Source organism: Hydrogenophaga sp. (genome assembly GCF_019264445.1).
Classification (GTDB): Bacteria; Pseudomonadota; Gammaproteobacteria; order Burkholderiales; family Burkholderiaceae_C; genus Hydrogenophaga.
This window is the reverse complement of sequence record NZ_JAHVAB010000012.1, coordinates 16484-34552: the sequence shown is the minus strand read 5'-3', so window position 1 is coordinate 34552 and position 18069 is coordinate 16484. Positions and strand designations below refer to the sequence as shown.

The window sequence follows — 18069 nt, the reverse complement described above, 5'->3', positions numbered from 1 at the left end:
TTTCCTGACTTCGGATATCGCGTCATACGGGTCCTGGGGGGTAAACCGGGGGGTAAACCGAAAAAACGCTGTCAGTGTATTTTGTGGGACGTCTTGGGATCAAGTATTCTTTGTATCTATATGATTTAAAACGGAAAATGTCGTCCCATAACGTCCCAGGAAATCCCGCAATATTTCATGTATATTTCGATGGGGTGCAAGGGGTCGCGAGTTCGAATCCCGCCACGCCGACCATTTTTCAAAACAGAATCAACGGGTTAGAGCCGAAAGCTCTGACCCGTTTTTCTTTGTGTCTGCCGCGCTGCAGCGGCCTGAAGGTGATGCCAATGGGGCTCAAGTTCGGTTGAGCGCGCGGATGGCGTTTGCAGATTCGCTGACCAACGAAGGTCCTCGGTAGATCAGCCCGGTGTAGATCTGAACGAGGTCGGCGCCCGATTGAATTTTGCTGACAGCATCCTCTGCGCTGAGAACACCCCCCACGCCGACGATAGGGAAACTTGCGCCGAGGGAACTTCGCAGTTTGCGGATCACGTCATTGCTGGCTTGCAAGACAGGCGAGCCCGACAGGCCCCCCGCTTCTTTAGCATGCTGCAAGCCAGCAACGGCGTCTCGGTTGAGCGTCGTGTTGGTGGCGATAACGCCGAAAGCATGGGTGGCCTGGCCGCCGCTGTCACTGCCGTAACGCCTGAGCGTCGCGGCGATGACTTCCACCTGGCTGGCATCGAGGTCGGGCGCGATCTTGACGAATATGGGAATGCGCCGCCCGTGGCGTTGCGCCAGCAGCTCGCGCCTTTCCGCTACCGCGCCAAGCAAAGCATCCAGCGCTTCATCGCTCTGGAGGCTGCGCAAGTTCTGTGTGTTGGGGCTCGAAATGTTGACCGTGACGTAGTCGGCATGCGGGTAAACGCCATCAAGGCAAGTCAGATAGTCGTCGGTCGCTCGCTCTATGGGCGTGCTCGCGTTCTTGCCGATGTTCAGTCCCAGCAGCATGGGCTTCGGGCCGGTCTCTTGTCGAAACCGCGCGCGCGTCACGTTGGCAACAAACGCCTCAAGCCCGTCGTTGTTGAATCCCAGCCTATTGATCAGGGCGTTGGCTTTGGGCAGGCGAAACATGCGGGGCTTGGGGTTCCCAGCCTGCGGTTGAGGGGTGACGGTGCCGACCTCGACGAATCCGAAGCCCATGGCGGCCAATCCGTCAATGCATCGCGCATTCTTGTCCAACCCGGCGGCCAGTCCAACGCGGTTGGGAAAGTGCAGGCCTGCGAGGGCGTAGGGATCTTGCACACGCGGCTGGCTGTAAAGACAGGTCAAGGGTGAATGCTGGAGCCGGGCGATGCCGTTCAGGGTGAGCTCGTGAGCCGCTTCGGGATCCATCCCGAACAGGAAGGGCCGCGCGATGCCGTAGGGGAGAAGCGACATTGGATAATCCAGTTTGTTGTTTTAACGATTGTCTCAAATGACCCAAGATGAACTCAAAGCCCTGGTGGGCCAGGCTGCTCTTCAATACGTGACACCCGGTGAAATCGTGGGAGTGGGCACGGGCTCAACGGTCAACAAGTTCATCGATGCGCTCGCTTCCATCAAGGGGCAGATTGCCGGCGCGGTGTCGAGTTCGGAGGCATCCACAGCACGTTTGCAATCGCTGGGCATTCCGGTGTTCGATGCGGCGGCTGTTGGCGAGATTGCGGTGTACATCGATGGCGCTGACGAGATTGATGCGCGCGGCTACATGATCAAGGGCGGTGGGGCGGCGCTCACGCGCGAGAAAATCGTGGCGGCGCAATCTCGACGCTTCGTTTGCATCGCTGACGAGTCAAAGCTGGTCAAGGTGCTTGGTGCATTTCCGCTGCCTGTCGAAGTGATTCCGATGGCGACCGCGCGCCTGGCAAGGCAGTTTGCTGCGCTGGGAGCCACGGCACAATTGAGGCTCAAAGATGGCGCACCGCTGGTCACCGACAACGGCCAGAACATCCTCGACGTCCGCGGCCTGCAGATCACCGATCCGCTGGGTTTCGAGAGCGAAGTCAACCAGTGGCCTGGCGTGGTGACGGTGGGCGTGTTCGCCCACCAGAAAGCCAGCGTGTGTTTGCTTGGGACGCTAGATGGTGTCAGGACGCTGAGTTACTGACGCCCGTCTTCCACCAAGTCAGAAGCGTATGCCCGCCGGGTTGTTGGCGGGGGGTGCGACCGGCACTGCGCCTGATGCAGGCGGTGTCGACGCAGCCCCGGGACTTGCAGCGCCCGCCGGAGAGGGTTCGGTTCGAACGGCCACCAGTGGTGAGGCCGCAGCACGGCGGTAGCTCGACGGCAACACCGATTGCTTGGGGTACCCCGCTGCATTGAGGTACTGCGTCCACTCGGTGTCGGAGTACCCTTTTAGCTGCTGGGCCCCGATGGTCAGGAGCGGCAATGAGGTTTCACCACTGAGTCGCTTCAGTGCGTCTGCATCCTGCGAAGTCTCGATGGTTCTTTCGCTGTACGGAATACCGCGCGCATTGAGCAGGTTTCGGCCGCTGTTGCAGGGGGCGCAGTCTTTTGATGTGTAAAGGGTGACCGGATACCGCGCGCTGACCTGGCGAAGCTCGAAAGGCAGTTGCGCGTCCGGAGCGGTCTGAGGGGTGGTCGCACTGCTGGTGCCAGCGGAGCGCGAGGGGGTGGCAGCGGGGGAAGGCTGGTCAGAAAATCCAATGACCTTTCCATTCGGACCCATGATCGGGTAGACGCCTTGGGCCAGCGCTGACGCCGCAAAAAGGGTTGTACAGACGCCCAGGCTCAGCAGTCGGAATGCGGATCGGTCGAGGGTCATGACAGGGTTTCCAGCAGCAGGCCACGCGATACTTCAAGCCATGCCCTGGTGGCGCAGCAGGGCATCGATGCTCGGCTCTCGGCCCCGGAAGGCCTTGAACGACTCCATGGCAGGGCGGCTGCCGCCCACCTCAAGGATGGCCTGACGATAGCGGCGCCCAGTGACGACGTCCAGCGTGCTGTGGCCATTTTGCTGCGCGGCCTCTTCAAAGGCCGCGTAGGCATCTGCGGACAGCACTTCTGCCCACTTGTAGCTGTAGTACCCGGCTGAATACCCGCCAGCAAAAATGTGGCTGAAGGTGTGAGGTGTGCGGCTGTATGCGGGGGGGTGCAACACGGCCACCTCGTCGCGGACCTGCCGTTGCAGTGCCAGGATCGTGTCGCCGGAGGTGGCAGGTTCAGGCAGGCTGTGCAGGAGCATGTCAAACAGCGAAAACTCCACCTGTCGCAGCGTCTGCAGGCCGCTCTGGTAGTTCTTGGCCGCGAGCATTTTTTCAAAGAGCTCGCGTGGCAACGGCTCACCGGTTTCCACATGGGAGGTCATGTGCTTGAGCACCTCCCACTCCCAGCAAAAGTTCTCCATGAACTGGCTGGGCAGCTCCACCGCATCCCATTCGACGCCGCTGATCCCGGACACGTCGCGCTCATTGACCTGCGTCAGCATGTGATGCGAGCCATGACCAAACTCGTGGAAGAGAGTGATCACGTCGTCGTGCGTCAGGAGCGCGGGCTTCCCGTTCACGCCTTCTGCAAAGTTGCACACCAGGTGGGCGACGGGCGTTTGCAGCTTGCCGCTGTCAGGGCGCAGCCAGCGCGCCCGCACATCATCCATCCAGGCGCCGCCTCGTTTGCCCGTGCGTGCCGCCGGGTCCAGATAGAACTGGCCGACGAGTTCAGGGCCGGCCGTGCCTGAGCGCTCGATTCGGTAGAACTCGACGCTCGGGTGCCACACTGGCGCCTTGTCACGACGGATCGCCACTTCGAATAGCGTTTCGACGATCTGGAACAGTCCGGCAAGCACTTTTGGCGCAGTGAAATAGAGCTTCACTTCTTGCTCACTGAACGCGTAACGAGCCTCCTTGAGCTTTTCACCGACGTAGGGCCAGTCCCAGGCTTGCGGGTCTTTCAGGTGGAGCTCGGTGGCCGCGAATTCGCGCAGGTCTTTCAGGTCTTTTTCCGCATGCGGACGCGCTTTGTGCGCGAGCTCACGCAAGAACGCAACGACCTGTTCGGGCGACTCGGCCATCTTGGCCACGAGCGACACATCGGCGTAGTGGCGGTATCCGAGCAATTGCGCCTCTTCGTGGCGCAAAGCAAGCAGCTCGCCCATGATGGCTGTGTTGTCAAACTTGCTGGACTCTCCCTCTGCCTGGTCACTGGCGCGTGTGGCGTAGGCCCGGTACAGCTTCTCGCGCAGTGCGCTGCTGTGAGCGAATTGCATCACAGGCAGGTAGCAAGGCATCTTGAGCGTCAGTTTGTGGCCCGACTTCCCTTCCGCTTGCGCAGCCGCACCAGTTGCCTGAACCACGTCGTCCGGCACGCCGGCGAGCTCATCGGTGGTGACGAACAGAGAGAAACTGTCGGTGGCGTCCAGGGCGTTTTCGCTGAACTTCTGCCCCAGTTCGGCCTGGCGTTCCTGCAGCCAGGCAAACCGCTCCTTGGCCTGACCTTCAAGCGCGGCGCCACCCAGCACGAAGCCACGCATGGCGTTGTGGTGAGCCCGAACCTGCTCCGGGTTCAGCGTGGCCACATCCATGGCCCTGTACTTGTCATAAAGCCGTTCGTCAGAGCCCAGGCTGGTCCAGAATTCTGTGACCTTTGGCAGCGCCTCGTTGTAGGCAGCACGCAGTTCAGGCGAGTCCGCCACGCTGTTAAGGTGGCTAACGGCACCCCAAGCCCTTGAAAGGCGTTCTGTGGGCACGTCGAGCGCCAGCGAGATGCGACGCCAGTCATTCGGAAAATCCGCAGCTGTCACTTGCTCCAGGGCGGATCGGGCGTCGAGCAGCAGCTGTTCTATCGCGGGACCGACCAGTGCCGGCTTGATCGCATCAAACCTCGGCAGATCCTCGAAGTCGAGCAGCGGGTTCAGGCTGGATGGGGGTGTGCGTTCGTTCATGCGTTCTCAGATGTGGCGCTGGGGGCGAAGTTCAAGCGGGGGCATTGAACGGACGAAAGACGAGCTGACTGGGGCTACTGAGATTGGGCGCTCTTTTTCAAGCTCTTTTTCATGACTTTGGCCCGCTTCACCTGGCCGCCGGGCGTCAGGCGCTGGTTGCCCAGCACGCGCACCACCTTCACCTCAGGCCGTTGACCGCCGCGTTTGCTGAACTTGAGCACTTTCACGTCGCGCGGACCGGGCATGCGATCCTCGTCGACCACCTTTTCCTTCTCCGGGATCGGGCGCCACAGCACCAGCAGTTTGCCGATGTGCTGGATCGGCGCGGCGTGCAGCTCGTCCGCCAGGGTTTGCAGCATGGCCTCGCGGGCCGCGCGGTCATCGTTGAGCACGCGAATCTTGATCAACCCGTGGGATTTGAGCGCGGCATCCGCTTCCTTCTTGACCGCAGCGCTCAGTCCGTCGCCTCCGATGTGAACGACGGGATCAAGGTGGTGCGCTTCGGCCCGATGGACTTTGCGCTGGGCAGGGGTGAGTGTGATCTGGGGCATGGGACAATTATCGTTTACACAGACCTTAGGCGTCCCTCATGGGCATGAAAGTCAAAACCCAGAGCAAGAAGGTCAACAAGGCCTGGCTCAACCAGCACGTCAACGACCCGTACGTGCGCTTGGCGCAAAAAGACGGCTACCGCGCGCGCGCCGCCTACAAGCTCAAGGAAATCGACGAGCTGCTCGGGTTGGTGCGTCCCGGGCACTGTGTGGTGGACCTCGGCTCCACGCCCGGCGCGTGGAGCCAGTACCTGCGGCGCCGCTTGAGCCCCAATGGCGCGGCGGTGGGTGAGTTGCAGGGCACCATCGTCGCGCTGGATCTGTTGCCCATGGAGGCCGTCGAGGGGGTGCATTTCATTCAGGGCGATTTCCGCGAGGCCGCTGTGCTGGGGGCGCTGGAAGCCGCGTTGGTGGAGCGCGGCGTTGAAAAGGTGGACGTGGTGGTGTCCGACATGGCGCCGAACCTCTCCGGTATCGGCATGACGGACGCGGCCCGAATCACCGATCTGGTGGAGCTGGCCGTGGATTTTGCCGTTCGTCACCTCAGGCAAGACGGTGCTCTGGTCGTGAAGCTCTTTCATGGCGGTGCCTACGACCCGATGGTGGCGCTGTTCCGAGAGACGTTTCGCACAGTGAAGGCCGTCAAGCCGAAGGCGTCCAGGGACAAATCTTCGGAAACCTTCCTGGTCGGGCTGGGTCTGAAAAAGTCCACATGAGCCGTATGGCGAAGCACTGTCACGGATTGACTATCCCTTTCATTGACATTGACGCGTCATGCCTGTGGGGCATGAGGACTTGAAAGTCCTAGAATGAGGAACATATGAGCTTGTCAGTCACTATCGTCTCCAGGAGCTGCACTTGAACAACCAGTGGTTTTCGAAAATCGCCGTGTGGATGGTTATCGCCATGGTGCTTTTCACCGTCTTCAAGCAGTTCGACACGCGCTCGGCTGCGGGTTCCGGGTACATGGGCTACTCGGAGTTCCTGGACGAGGTCAAGGCTCAGCGCATCAAGAGCGCGACCATTCAGGAAGGCCAGGGCGGCACCGAAATCGTGGCTGTTACACAGGACGATCGGCGCGTTCGCACCACGGCCACCTACCTTGATCGAGGCTTGGTCGGTGACCTGATCAACAACAACGTCAAGTTCGATGTGCGCCCCCGCGAAGAGAGTTCGCTGCTCATGACCTTGCTGGTGAGCTGGGGGCCGATGCTGCTTCTGATCGGTGTGTGGGTTTATTTCATGCGGCAGATGCAGGGCGGCGGAAAGGGCGGCGCGTTCAGCTTTGGCAAAAGCAAGGCGCGCATGCTGGACGAAAACAACAACACCGTGACGTTCGCCGATGTGGCCGGTTGTGATGAGGCCAAGGAAGAAGTCAAAGAGGTCGTCGACTTCTTGAAAGACCCCGCCAAGTTTCAAAAACTGGGCGGGCGCATACCGCGCGGGTTGCTGCTGGTCGGCCCTCCCGGAACCGGCAAGACCTTGCTCGCCAAAGGCATCGCGGGCGAAGCGAAGGTGCCCTTCTTCAGCATTTCCGGCTCCGATTTTGTGGAAATGTTCGTGGGTGTGGGCGCGGCCCGCGTGCGCGACATGTTCGAGAACGCCAAGAAGAATGCGCCCTGCATCATCTTTATCGATGAAATCGATGCCGTCGGTCGCCAGCGCGGCGCGGGCTTGGGCGGTGGCAACGACGAACGCGAACAAACTCTCAACCAGATGCTGGTGGAGATGGACGGTTTTGAGACCAACCTGGGTGTGATCGTGGTGGCTGCCACCAACCGGCCCGACATTCTGGATGCGGCCTTGCTGCGCCCCGGACGCTTTGACCGCCAGGTCTATGTGACGCTGCCCGATATCCGGGGTCGCGAGCAGATCTTGAATGTGCACATGCGCAAAGTGCCGTTGGGCACCGATGTGAACGCGAGCGTGATCGCCCGCGGTACTCCTGGCATGAGCGGCGCCGACTTGGCCAACCTGTGCAACGAAGCCGCCCTGATGGCTGCGCGGCGCAATGCGCGCGTTGTTGAAATGCAGGACTTCGAAAAGGCCAAAGACAAGATCTTCATGGGCCCTGAGCGCAAGAGCATGGTGATGCCCGAGGAAGAGCGCCGCAACACCGCCTACCACGAGTCTGGTCATGCGCTCATCGGCAAGCTGCTGCCCAAGTGCGATCCGGTGCACAAGGTCACCATCATTCCGCGCGGCCGTGCCCTCGGTGTGACGATGAGCCTGCCTTCCCAGGACCGGTACAGCTACGACAAGGACTACATGCTGAACCAGATCAGCATGCTGTTTGGAGGGCGTATTGCCGAGGAAGTGTTCATGAACCAGATGACCACCGGCGCTTCGAACGACTTCGAGCGTGCGACGGCCATTGCCCGTGACATGGTGACGCGTTACGGCATGACGGATGCGCTGGGGCCCATGGTGTATGCCGAGAACGAGGGTGAGGTGTTTTTGGGCCGCTCGGTGACCAAAACCACGAACATGAGCGAATCCACCATGCAGAAGGTGGACTCAGAGGTGCGCCGCATCATCGATGCGCAGTACAAGCTGGCGCGCGATCTGATCGAACTGCACAGCGACAAGATGCACGCCATGGCGACCGCTTTGCTGGAGTGGGAAACCATTGATGCCGACCAGATCGACGACATCATGGCGGGCAAGCCACCGCGTCCGCCCAAAGACTGGACGCCGCGTAACCCCTCCGTGGGTGGTGGTGGCAGTGGTGGTACGCCGGCGGTGTCCACGGATCCGGCGCCTTCGGCCGCCTGAACGGCCGGGCACACTCTTTGACGGGGCTTCGGCCCCGTTGTCGTTTCTACGTGGCCTTGAGACACCATGCACTGGCAAACCGCGCGTTTTGACATCGATCTGACAATCCCTCGCGTGATGGGCATCGTGAACGTGACGCCCGACTCGTTTTCTGACGGCGGCCAGCACGCCAGCACCGCGGCGGCGCTGCGGCACTGCGAGCAGCTGATCAGGGATGGCGCGCACCTCCTGGATATTGGTGGCGAGTCCACGCGTCCGGGCAGTCCAGCGGTGCCGCTGGATGTCGAACTGGCGCGCGTGCTCCCCGTGCTCAAGGAGGCCTGTCGGCTGGGGCTACCGATCTCCGTCGACACCTACAAGCCCGAGGTCATGCAGGCTGCGCTGGATGTGGGGGTCGACATCGTCAACGACATCTGGGCATTGCGCCTGGGGAATGCGGTGTCGGTGGTGGCGTCCCATCCGCGCTGCGGGATCTGCCTCATGCACATGCACCGCGATCCTCAAACCATGCAAGTGGCGCCGATGGAGGGCGATGTCTTGCCTGACGTGATCGGCTTCCTGAGCGGCCGGGCAGGCGTGCTGGCTTCCGCGGGAGTGGCGCAAGCGCGCATCGTGCTTGACCCTGGCGTCGGCTTTGGCAAGACGGTCGCCCAGAACTTCAGCCTGCTGGCTCGCCAGGCGGAATTGTTGCCGCTGGGTTTCGGCCTGCTGGCGGGATGGTCTCGAAAGTCGTCTCTGGGTGCGATCACTGGCCGGGATGCGCCGGCTGATCGCGTGGCAGCCAGCGTATCGGCCGCCGTGCTCGCGGTCGAGCGCGGTGCTCGCGTGGTGCGGGTGCACGACGTGCGCGATACGGTGGATGCGATCAAGGTCTGGCAGGCGTTGCAGGCGCCGTAATCCTTGCAACGGGCCGCGATAATGCGTGGCTTCAGAACACCACAACAAAAGAGGAGCGGCAACCATGGCGCGGAAGTACTTTGGCACCGATGGCATTCGAGGGACCGTCGGCCAGGCCCCCATCACGCCCGATTTCGTGCTTCGGCTCGCGCATGCAGTGGGGCGGGTGTTGCGCCGCACGGAAGCGCATCCCACCGTGCTGATTGGCAAGGACACGCGCATCTCGGGGTACATGCTGGAGTCGGCGCTGGAGTCGGGCTTCAACTCGGCAGGGGTGGACGTGGTGCTGCTGGGCCCTGTGCCCACACCCGCCGTGGCCTACCTCACGCGTGCGCAGCGCGCCAGCCTGGGGGTGGTGATTTCGGCCAGCCACAACCCTTTCGCCGACAACGGCATCAAGTTCTTCAGCGCCAAAGGTGCCAAGTTGCCGGATGAGTGGGAGCTGGCCGTGGAGGCTGCGCTGGAGGAAGCGCCTGTCTGGGTAGAGTCCGCCAAGCTGGGCAAATCCCGCCGGCTGGACGATGCCGCCGGGCGCTACATCGAGTTCTGCAAGAGCACGTGCGCCCACCATCTCACGCTCAAGGGCTTGAAGATCGTGGTGGATGGGGCCCATGGCGCCGCTTACCAGATCGCGCCGGCCGTGTTCCATGAGCTGGGCGCCGAAGTCGTCAAGATTGGCTGCGCTCCGGACGGCCTCAACATCAACCACCAGGTGGGAGCGACGCACCCGCAGGCCTTGCTGGAGGCGGTGAGGCTGCACGGGGCCCACTACGGCGTGGCCCTGGATGGCGATGCGGACCGCATCCAGATGGTCGATGGGCAGGGCCGCCTCTACAACGGTGACGAGTTGCTGTACCTGATCGTGGCCGACCGGCTGGCGCGCGACGAAGACGTGCCCGGCGTGGTGGGCACGCTCATGACCAACAAGGCGGTGGAGGTGGCGCTCAAGGCGCGCGGCGTGAAGTTCGTGCGCGCCAAGGTGGGCGACCGGTACGTTCTTGAAGAGCTCAAGCGGCACAGCTGGATTCTGGGCGGGGAGGGTTCCGGCCATCTGCTGGTGCTGGATCGTCACACCACGGGGGACGGTCTGGTCTCGGCCTTGCAGGTGCTGTCAGCCTGCGTGGAAAGTGGCAAGACCATGGCCGAGCTGCTGGCAGACGTGACGCTGTTCCCACAGACGCTCATCAATGTGCGGTTGCAGCCCGGGCAAGACTGGCGGTCGAACACGCTCCTGGCCAAAGAGACGCAGGCGGTGGAAGCTGAGCTGGGTGATGGCGGGCGCGTGTTGATCCGTGCGAGTGGTACCGAGCCGCTGCTTCGCGTGATGGTCGAGGCGCGCGACGCCACGCAAGCGCAGAACTGCGCGGAGCGGCTGGCTGCGACGGTGCGTGCGCAGGTGCCGGCATGAGTGCCAACGGCATTGCCACGCTGCGGGCCGATTACGCTAACCCCGCGCATGCCGCCGCCCTGGTGATGTTGCTGGATGCGTACGCCAGCGACCCCGCCGGTGGTGGCCAGGGGTTGTCGGACTTTGCGAAAGCCCACCTGGTGTCGGGTCTGGCGGCGCGGCCGCAGGCCTACAGCGTGCTGGCGTTTGACGGCGACCAGCCCGTGGGCCTGGTCAACTGCATCGAAGGTTTTTCGACCTTTGCCTGCAAGCCGCTGGTGAATGTGCACGACGTGGCGGTATTGGCCAGCCACCGGGGGCGGGGCATTGCCGAGCTGATGCTCGCCGAGTGCGAGGCCGTGGCCCGCGAGCGGGGTGCGGTCAAGCTCACGCTCGAGGTGCTCTCGGGCAACCTGCCAGCGGTGCGCTTGTACGAGCGCATCGGCTTCGCGGGTTACCAGCTGGACCCGGGCATGGGCACCGCCCGGTTCATGCAGAAGTGGCTGTAAGGGCTCAGTACAGCAGGTAGGGCTTGCGCGCCTCGGCCCAGGCGGCTTCGTCGGCGGCAGCGGCGGTTTCCAGCGCCTCGGGCGACGCGGACACGTTGTCCACCCATTCGCGCAGCAGCGGCCCACCGTTGATGAGATCGATGGCCAGCCTGTCGTGCTCGTATTCGTACGCGAAGTCGCGCCACAGCGCGTAGCCCGGGGCCTGCAGCCGCAATGCACGAAACGCCAGCGCCTGCAGCCGCCAGGGCTTGAAGCGATCGTGTTCGTAGTGCGTCGGGTCTTCTACGTGAATCTGGACGCCGGCGCAGAGTTGACCGACGTGCTTGTGAAAGGTGGGCTCGAAGAAACATTCGCGCAGCACGCAACCCTCGAGCCACTGAGGCGCCAGCCGCTGCATGTCTGCGATCAAACGGCGCGCGTCGATGTCGGGTGCCCCAAACAGCTCCAGCGGGCGTGTGGTGCCACGGCCTTCGCTCAGCGTGGTGCCCTCCAGCATGACCGTGCCGGCGTAAGCGCGCGCCATCGAGAGGTTGGCGGCGTTCGGGCTGGGGTTGACCCAGGTTCGCTCGGTGGGCCAGCCAAAGCCGGGCGCGGCATCGGGCGACCACCCGCTCATCGTGATGACGCGGTACTCGAGTTGCAGCCCCAGCGTGGCGATGAACCAGTGGCCGAGTTCGCCCATGGTCATGCCGTGGCGCATGGGCATCGGGCCGGCGCCCACGAAGCTTTCCCAGCCGGCCCGCAGCGTGAGACCTTCAATGGGGCGACCGGCGGGGTTGGGCCGGTCGAGCACCCACACCGCCTTGCCATGCCGTGCAGCGGCTTCCAGCACATAGCGCAGCGTGGTGATGAAGGTATAGATGCGGCAGCCCAGGTCCTGCAGGTCGACCAGCAACACGTCAAAGCTGTCCATCATGGCGTCGGTGGGGCGACGGACCGTGCCGTAGAGACTGAACACGGGTATGCCCAGACGGGGATCGTTGAAGTCGGGCGACTCCACCATGTTGTCCTGCTTGTCGCCGCGCAGGCCATGCTGCGGCCCAAAGGCTGCGCTCAACCGGATGTCGGGCAGCGCTGCCAGTGCATCCAGTGAGTGCGTGAGCTCGCGTGTGACGGAGGCGGGGTGGGCGAGCAGGGCCACGCGGCGGTCTTTCAGGGGCGCGCGCAGTGCGGGATCTTGAAGGAACCGTTCGATACCGAATTGCATGTTGATCAGCTCAAAGGCGCGGCGAGCCGCAGCGTGCGACCGTCGCGGTGGTGGAAATCGGCGTGCGCAGCGGGATGGTGCAGCGCCCAGTAGCTCAAACGGCCATCGTGCTCTTCAATCACGGCGCACAAACCCAGCGACAGCACCGCAGGGCTGCGGGGCAGCGCCGTGGCCGGTACACGCACCGTGAGCGTGATGGCCTGCGGCGTGAGGGTGACTTGGGGTGGCCGCAACAACACGCGTTCGCGCGCTTCGGCGCCTTCGTCGCGCTGACGCTCGGAAGAAAAGCGGTAAGCCGCCCACGCACTGGATGGCGAGAAGTTGAATTCGCGGTACGCGGGCTCGTCGCCAACCGCGACAAAAGCTTCGAAGCACGTGTGGCGCCACAGGCCATCGGTGGGCACCGGCGCGGTGGGCGCGGGAACGCGCAGCAAGCGGGTGTCGCCGCGCAAGGTGTAACGAAGGCGCAGGGCATCGGCCTGAGCCTGGACCTCTGCAGTGACGGACAGTGGGAGGCTTGCCGGGGTGGCCGCGTGACAGCGCAGCGTTGCGCGCAGGGAAGGGGCTGGATGGGTCACAGCCCGTATTTTGGCAGGGCGCCTGACGCAGGCTCTGCCGTGCCCGTGTGTCACCAAAAGTTCATGCATTCGCCATGCGGGAGTCACCCGGCATTCGCACACTGCCTTTTCATGACCACGCCTGCATTCATCTACGCACCCCCGTCGGGTGCACCGTCCACGGAGCGCGCCATGAAAGAACTGCCCACCCCCACGCTCGATCTCTCGCCCGTGAACCTGCCCAGGGGGTCGCTTCATCCCCGCTCGGTTATCACCGCCTCGTCTCTGGTGGGCCAAGCGTCGGGCGCATCCGAAGCCGGTGGCATCGATGTCTCGTGGGCGCGGCATCTGGACGAGGTTCGCGAAGCGCAGCAGCTGAGGTATTCGGTGTTTGCCACAGAGATGGGAGCGCGACTGCCGCAACACCTGCCTGGCCACGATGTGGACCTGTTTGACGATTTCTGCGAGCACATTCTGGTGCGCGACGCTACCAGCCGCCGAGTGATCGGCACCTACCGTGTGCTGACGCCGGCGCAGGCCAAGCGGGTGGGCAGCACCTACAGCGACACCGAGTTTGACCTGACCCGCCTTCGCCATGTGCGCGACCGCATGGTGGAGCTGGGCCGCAGCTGTGTCCACCGCGAACACCGGCACGGTGGCGTGATCATGGCGCTGTGGGGCGCGCTGGCCGAGTTCATGACGCGCAACCAGCTCGACACCATGATCGGCTGCGCCAGCATTCCGATGCAGCACGAGGGCCCGCACGGCGTGGTCGGTGGTGGGCACGCAGCAGCCAGCATCTGGCGGCAGGTGAAGGAGAAACACCTGGCGCCGATTGACTTTCACGTGCGTCCGCGCCTGCCCCTGCCGATCGAGCAACTGGACGACACATTGGATGTGGAGCCGCCCGCGCTGATCAAGGGCTACCTGCGCCTGGGCGCCAAGGTGCTGGGCCCACCGGCCTGGGATCCAGACTTCAACGCCGCGGATCTTCCGATGCTCATGCGCATCTCCGATTTGCCGGCGCGCTACCGCAAGCACTTTCTGGGGGCTTGATGCGCACCGCCGTCGACGTCCTCGGTGGGTGGGCAGTCAAGTCCGGGCTGCCGGAGGCGGCCGGGGTCTGGGCTGCAGGCGACGCAGACAACGATGAGGCGCCCGAACCCGGTGAGCGCGCCCGCTACCGCACCGTCTTCATTTCAGACCTGCACCTGGGCACCGCTGGCTGCCAGGCGCGGCCGCTGCTGGACTTTCTCAAGCATCACCCGAGCCAGACGCTGTACCTCGTGGGCGACATCATTGATGGCTGGCAGCTGCGCCGCAAATGGCATTGGCCGCAAGCGCACAACGACGTCGTTCAAAAGCTCCTGCGACGCTCGCGCAAAGGTTGTCGGGTGGTCTTCGTGCCTGGCAATCACGATGAGTTTGCCCGCCAGTTCGACGGTCACAACTTCGGCGGCATCGAAGTCGCCAACGAGGCGGTGCACACCCTGGCCGATGGCCAGCGGCTGTGGGTGGTGCACGGCGATCATTTCGACGGCGTGATCCAGTGCGCCAAGTGGCTGGCGTACCTGGGTGACAACGCGTACGAGTTCACGCTTCGGTTGAACCGCCACCTCAACTCCTTGCGCGCGCGCATGGGTTTGCCGTACTGGTCGCTCTCGCAATACCTCAAGCACAAGGTCAAGAGCGCGCTGAACTACGTCACCGACTTTGAGCGTGCCGTGGCGGCCGAGGCACGCTCGCGCGGCTATCAGGGGGTCGTCTGCGGCCACATCCATCGGGCGGAGATGCGCCGCATCGACGGCACGCTGTATTGCAACGACGGTGACTGGGTGGAAAGCCTCACCGCGCTGGTGGAGCACTTCGACGGTCGCCTGGAGCTGGTGCATTGGGGTGACCCGGCCAAAACAGGCCAGCCGGCGGTGAGCGAGGCCGGCACACGGGTTGACAGTCGATCGTCCTGATCGCCACAGGTCACGGGGTAACTGCGCATGAAGATTCTGATCGTGACCGATGCGTGGCTGCCGCAGGTCAATGGCGTCGTGACCACCCTGGTCGAGCTGGCTCGCGAGTTGCAGACCATGGGCCACGAGGTGGTGGTGATTCAGCCCGGTCAGTTTCATACCCGCCCTTGCCCTGGCTACGCCGGCCTCCAGATCGCATGGTTTCCGGGCCGGCGCTTGCGCGAGTTGATGCAGGCGGCCGAACCCGATGCGATCCACATCGCCACCGAAGGTCCGTTGGGTTGGGCGGCAAGGCGCTACTGTTTGCGCCGCAAGCTCGCGTTCACCACGGCCTTTCACACCAAGTTTCCGGAAATCGCGCATGCCGCGTGGCGCCTGCCAGTTTCGTGGGGCTACGCCTTGTTGCGCTGGTTTCACCGCCCTAGTTGCGGCGTGATGGTACCCACGCAGGGTGTGCTGGACATGTTGCGAGGGCGAGGCTTCGGGCAGCTGCGCGCCTGGACCCACGGTGTGGACACGCGCCAGTTTGCGCTGGCTGACCCACCCACGGTCTATGCACCGCTGGGCCCGCTTGCGCACCCTGTCAGCCTTTTCGTGGGGCATCTCTCCCATGAAAAAAACCTCGATGCCTTCCTGCGCCTGGATGTGCCCGGCAGCAAGGTGGTGTGCGGTGTCGGGCCGCTCGCGTCTGCGCTTCGCCAGCGTTACCCCAACGTGCACTGGCTGGGTGTGCTGCCTCGCCATGAGCTCGCGCAGGTGTATGCCGCGGCCGACGTGTTCGTCTTCCCCAGCCGCAGCGAAACGTTTGGCCTCGTCATGCTGGAGGCCATGGCCTGTGGCGTGCCCGTGGCGGCCTATCCGGTGGATGGTCCCTTGCAGGTGGTCGGCCATGGCGGCGCAGGGGCGTTGCGTGAAGACCTTGGGCAGGCGTGGCGCGATGCGCTCAAGGTCAAACGCCATGAAGCGCGTGACAGGGCGCTGCATTTTGGATGGGGCCGTGCGGCTGCGCTGTTTGTGGCGCACCTGAGCGTGCTGCCGCGGCCTCGCCGTCAACGGCCCGCGGCCATCGCGCCCGTGCCCTCGGGCGGTGCTGCGCTGTCACACAAACGTCACCGTATCGTTGAATAATCGACACATCGTGCGCCAAGAGACACCCGTCGGGAGCGGTGGGCAGCAGGCGAACCTCCCGATCCCATCGGCATCCATGAGCGGCAACACCCTCCATTCCAAGCAAGCTTTCCTGGATCGCGACCGCAGCATCCTCGCTTTCAACGCGCGCGTGATGGACTGGGCGCGCCGCCCCGATGTGCCGCTGCTCGAACGACTCCGCTACCTCAGCATCGTGTCGAGCAACCTCGACGAGTTCTTTGAGGTCCGAGTGGCTCCGCATCTCACGGCTGCGCGCGCCAACGAACAGCGTGGCCCTTACACCGCACAGTCCTATGAGCAACTCTCGGACGAAGTGCACGCGCTGGTGGCGCAGCAGTACGCGATCTACAACGACGAATTGCTGCCCTTGCTGGAAAAGAAGGGGATCAAGCTGATCTCCCACGGTGAACGCAATCCGCGTCAGCGCCGATGGGTGAAGGAATTTTTTGTCAAGGAAGTGCAGCCGCTGTTGATGCCGGTCGGGCTCGATCCTGCCCATCCGTTTCCGCAGGTGGCCAACAAGTCGCTGAACTTCATCGTGCGGCTCACCGGCAAAGACGCGTTCGGGCGTGAGAACGAAATCGCCATCGTGAAAGTGCCGCGCATTCTGCCGCGCTTCTTTCGCATGCCGCCGGTCAAGGGCTCCAGGCAGACGCATTTCGTCTCCATCTCCAGTCTGATCCGCTCGCATCTCAACGACCTGTTCCCCGGGCGCCAGGTGACGGAGTTTTCGCAGTTCCGCGTCACGCGGCATTCCGATCTGGCGGTGGACGAAGAAGAGGTGAAGAACCTGCGCACGGCCTTGCGCAAGGGCCTGCAGCAGCGTCACTATGGGCAGGCCTTGCGGCTGGAGGTGTCGGCAGGATGTTCCGTTCATCTGTCCGACTTTTTGCTGGAGCAGTTTGCGCTGCCTGAGCGCGCGCTCTACCGTGTGCCTGGCCCTGTGAACCTGGTGCGGCTGAACCAGCTGATCGACAAGGTGGATGCGCCCGCGCTTCGCTTTGACAGCTACAACGCCGGCTGGCCAGCCCAGCTCACGCCGGGGCAGTCTTATTTCGAGCGCTTGCGCCAAGGCGACGTGCTGATCCATCAGCCCTACGAGAGCTTTGACGCGGTGCTGGGTTTTTTGCGGGAGGCGGTGGAAGACCCGGACGTGCTGGCCATCAAGCAGACGATCTACCGCACGGGCGCCAAGTCGGAGCTGATGAACCTGCTGCGCGAAGCGGTCCGGCGCGGCAAGGAAGTCACCGCTGTTGTGGAGCTGAAGGCGCGCTTTGACGAGGAGGCCAACATCAACTACGCCGAGCGGCTGGAGTCGGTGGGGGCGCAGGTTGTCTATGGTGTGGTCGGCCTCAAGACGCACGCCAAGATGCTGCTCGTGACTCGCCGCGAGGCGCACGGCTTGCGCCGCTATGCGCACCTCTCGACGGGCAACTACAACCCGGGCACGGCACGGCTCTACACCGACCTGAGCTACCTCACGGCCGACGACGCGCTCACCGCCGACCTCGAGCAGATCTTCCTGCACCTGGCCAGCCAGAACCGGCTGCCCAAACTCAACAAGGCGTTGATCGCACCCTTCCACCTCCACAAGGCCATGCTCGACAAGGTCGAGGCAGCCGGTGCTGCCGCGAAGGCGGGGCAGGACGCCCGCATCATCCTCAAGATGAACGCCCTGACGGACGAGCCCCTGGCCCGCGCACTGGCCATGGCATCGCAGGACGGTGTGAAGATTGATCTGATCGTGCGCGGGGCCTGCATCCTTCCCGCGCAGGTGCCCGGTTTCACCGACAACGTGCGCGTGCGGTCTGTGATTGGCCGGCTGCTCGAGCATTCACGCGTGTTCTATTTCCGTACAGGTGAACTGGAGGAGCTGTGGCTCTCCAGCGCCGACTGGATGAACCGCAACATGTTGCGCCGCATCGAACTGGCCTGGCCCGTGACGGATGCGGCACTGCGCCGGCGCATCATCGACGAATGCCTGCAGGCCTACCTGCACGACACCAAAGATGCCTGGCTGTTGCGTCCGGAGGGCACTTACGTGCCGGCCAGTGCGCAACCGAATGGCCGCCAGCGCCCGACGCTTCATTCCGCACAGGCCAGCCTGATGGCGCTGTATGGAAGCAAGGGCTGACGCCATGGAGGGCCG

Annotated in this window: 16 protein-coding genes; 10 read left to right on the top strand and 6 right to left on the bottom strand. The window is 63.6% G+C overall.

Annotated features, from left to right (window positions below; translation table 11 throughout):
• Nucleotides 1–333 precede the first annotated feature (333 nt).
• Complete coding sequence (locus KXJ60_RS01255) at nt 334–1419, bottom strand: quinone-dependent dihydroorotate dehydrogenase (protein ID WP_291123556.1); 1086 nt, start codon at nt 1417–1419, stop codon at nt 334–336.
• Between the two features lie 37 nt (nt 1420–1456).
• On the opposite strand from KXJ60_RS01255, the gene rpiA reads away from it, so the two are divergent.
• A complete protein-coding gene (gene rpiA / locus KXJ60_RS01250) occupies nt 1457–2128 on the top strand; it encodes a ribose-5-phosphate isomerase RpiA (protein ID WP_291123554.1) in 672 nt (223 codons plus the stop codon).
• An 18-nt stretch (nt 2129–2146) separates the two neighbouring features.
• Here rpiA and KXJ60_RS01245 read toward each other — a convergent pair whose 3' ends face one another.
• The 3 genes from KXJ60_RS01245 to KXJ60_RS01235 form a co-directional block, all read right to left on the bottom strand.
• Nucleotides 2147–2806 carry a glutaredoxin family protein gene (locus KXJ60_RS01245; protein ID WP_291123552.1) on the bottom strand — a complete coding sequence of 220 codons (660 nt, stop codon included), beginning with the start codon at nt 2804–2806 and terminating at the stop codon, nt 2147–2149.
• A 33-nt stretch (nt 2807–2839) separates the two neighbouring features.
• Nucleotides 2840–4921, bottom strand: coding sequence for a M3 family metallopeptidase (locus KXJ60_RS01240; RefSeq protein ID WP_291123550.1), 2082 nt, complete (start codon nt 4919–4921; stop codon nt 2840–2842).
• A 74-nt stretch (nt 4922–4995) separates the two neighbouring features.
• Nucleotides 4996–5472 carry a YhbY family RNA-binding protein gene (locus KXJ60_RS01235; RefSeq protein ID WP_291123549.1) on the bottom strand — a complete coding sequence of 159 codons (477 nt, stop codon included), beginning with the start codon at nt 5470–5472 and terminating at the stop codon, nt 4996–4998.
• 44 nt (nt 5473–5516) lie between these two features.
• On the opposite strand from KXJ60_RS01235, the gene KXJ60_RS01230 reads away from it, so the two are divergent.
• From KXJ60_RS01230 to KXJ60_RS01210, 5 genes are all read left to right on the top strand, one after another.
• Nucleotides 5517–6188, top strand: coding sequence for an RlmE family RNA methyltransferase (locus tag KXJ60_RS01230; RefSeq protein WP_291123547.1), 672 nt, complete (start codon nt 5517–5519; stop codon nt 6186–6188).
• 142 nt (nt 6189–6330) lie between these two features.
• Nucleotides 6331–8247, top strand: a complete 1917-nt coding sequence (gene ftsH / locus KXJ60_RS01225) for an ATP-dependent zinc metalloprotease FtsH (protein WP_291123545.1) — start codon at nt 6331–6333, stop codon at nt 8245–8247.
• A 66-nt stretch (nt 8248–8313) separates the two neighbouring features.
• Entirely contained in the window at nt 8314–9144 is an 831-nt protein-coding gene (gene folP, locus KXJ60_RS01220) for a dihydropteroate synthase (protein WP_291123543.1), read from the top strand.
• A 64-nt stretch (nt 9145–9208) separates the two neighbouring features.
• The gene (glmM, locus tag KXJ60_RS01215; protein WP_291123541.1) at nt 9209–10552 is read left to right on the top strand and encodes a phosphoglucosamine mutase; all 1344 of its coding nucleotides are present in this window, start codon (nt 9209–9211) and stop codon (nt 10550–10552) included.
• A complete protein-coding gene (locus KXJ60_RS01210) occupies nt 10549–11040 on the top strand; it encodes a GNAT family N-acetyltransferase (RefSeq protein ID WP_291123540.1) in 492 nt (163 codons plus the stop codon). Before glmM ends, KXJ60_RS01210 begins: the two co-directional genes overlap by 4 nt.
• A 4-nt stretch (nt 11041–11044) precedes the next feature.
• On the opposite strand, the gene KXJ60_RS01205 is transcribed toward KXJ60_RS01210, so the two are convergent.
• A complete protein-coding gene (locus KXJ60_RS01205; protein ID WP_291123538.1) occupies nt 11045–12247 on the bottom strand; it encodes a DUF1343 domain-containing protein in 1203 nt (400 codons plus the stop codon).
• Between the two features lie 5 nt (nt 12248–12252).
• The gene (locus tag KXJ60_RS01200; RefSeq protein WP_291123536.1) at nt 12253–12681 is read right to left on the bottom strand and encodes a DOMON-like domain-containing protein; all 429 of its coding nucleotides are present in this window, start codon (nt 12679–12681) and stop codon (nt 12253–12255) included.
• Nucleotides 12682–12996: 315 nt separating this feature from the next.
• Here KXJ60_RS01200 and KXJ60_RS01195 point away from each other — a divergent pair, with 315 nt between their 5' ends.
• The 4 genes from KXJ60_RS01195 (at nt 12997) to ppk1 (ending at nt 18054) form a co-directional block, all read left to right on the top strand.
• Nucleotides 12997–13860, top strand: coding sequence for a GNAT family N-acyltransferase (locus KXJ60_RS01195; protein WP_291123558.1), 864 nt, complete (start codon nt 12997–12999; stop codon nt 13858–13860).
• Complete coding sequence (locus tag KXJ60_RS01190; protein WP_291123534.1) at nt 13860–14771, top strand: UDP-2,3-diacylglucosamine diphosphatase; 912 nt, start codon at nt 13860–13862, stop codon at nt 14769–14771. Before KXJ60_RS01195 ends, KXJ60_RS01190 begins: the two co-directional genes overlap by 1 nt.
• Nucleotides 14772–14798: 27 nt before the next feature.
• Complete coding sequence (locus KXJ60_RS01185; protein WP_291123532.1) at nt 14799–15899, top strand: glycosyltransferase family 1 protein; 1101 nt, start codon at nt 14799–14801, stop codon at nt 15897–15899.
• A gap of 76 nt (nt 15900–15975) precedes the next feature.
• A complete protein-coding gene (gene ppk1 / locus KXJ60_RS01180) occupies nt 15976–18054 on the top strand; it encodes a polyphosphate kinase 1 (protein WP_291123530.1) in 2079 nt (692 codons plus the stop codon).
• Nucleotides 18055–18069 lie beyond the last annotated feature (15 nt).

Excerpts from the sequence above, each read along its gene's own strand:
- KXJ60_RS01255 (WP_291123556.1), bottom strand. The coding sequence starts at position 1,419 with ATGTCGCTTCTCCCCTACGGCATCGCGCGGCCCTTCCTGTTCGGGATG.
- rpiA (WP_291123554.1), top strand. The coding sequence starts at position 1,457 with ATGACCCAAGATGAACTCAAAGCCCTGGTGGGCCAGGCTGCTCTTCAA.
- KXJ60_RS01245 (WP_291123552.1), bottom strand. The coding sequence starts at position 2,806 with ATGACCCTCGACCGATCCGCATTCCGACTGCTGAGCCTGGGCGTCTGT.
- KXJ60_RS01240 (WP_291123550.1), bottom strand. The coding sequence starts at position 4,921 with ATGAACGAACGCACACCCCCATCCAGCCTGAACCCGCTGCTCGACTTC.
- KXJ60_RS01235 (WP_291123549.1), bottom strand. The coding sequence starts at position 5,472 with ATGCCCCAGATCACACTCACCCCTGCCCAGCGCAAAGTCCATCGGGCC.
- KXJ60_RS01230 (WP_291123547.1), top strand. The coding sequence starts at position 5,517 with ATGAAAGTCAAAACCCAGAGCAAGAAGGTCAACAAGGCCTGGCTCAAC.
- folP (WP_291123543.1), top strand. The coding sequence starts at position 8,314 with ATGCACTGGCAAACCGCGCGTTTTGACATCGATCTGACAATCCCTCGC.
- glmM (WP_291123541.1), top strand. The coding sequence starts at position 9,209 with ATGGCGCGGAAGTACTTTGGCACCGATGGCATTCGAGGGACCGTCGGC.
- KXJ60_RS01210 (WP_291123540.1), top strand. The coding sequence starts at position 10,549 with ATGAGTGCCAACGGCATTGCCACGCTGCGGGCCGATTACGCTAACCCC.
- KXJ60_RS01205 (WP_291123538.1), bottom strand. The coding sequence starts at position 12,247 with ATGCAATTCGGTATCGAACGGTTCCTTCAAGATCCCGCACTGCGCGCG.
- KXJ60_RS01195 (WP_291123558.1), top strand. The coding sequence starts at position 12,997 with ATGAAAGAACTGCCCACCCCCACGCTCGATCTCTCGCCCGTGAACCTG.
- KXJ60_RS01190 (WP_291123534.1), top strand. The coding sequence starts at position 13,860 with ATGCGCACCGCCGTCGACGTCCTCGGTGGGTGGGCAGTCAAGTCCGGG.
- KXJ60_RS01185 (WP_291123532.1), top strand. The coding sequence starts at position 14,799 with ATGAAGATTCTGATCGTGACCGATGCGTGGCTGCCGCAGGTCAATGGC.
- ppk1 (WP_291123530.1), top strand. The coding sequence starts at position 15,976 with ATGAGCGGCAACACCCTCCATTCCAAGCAAGCTTTCCTGGATCGCGAC.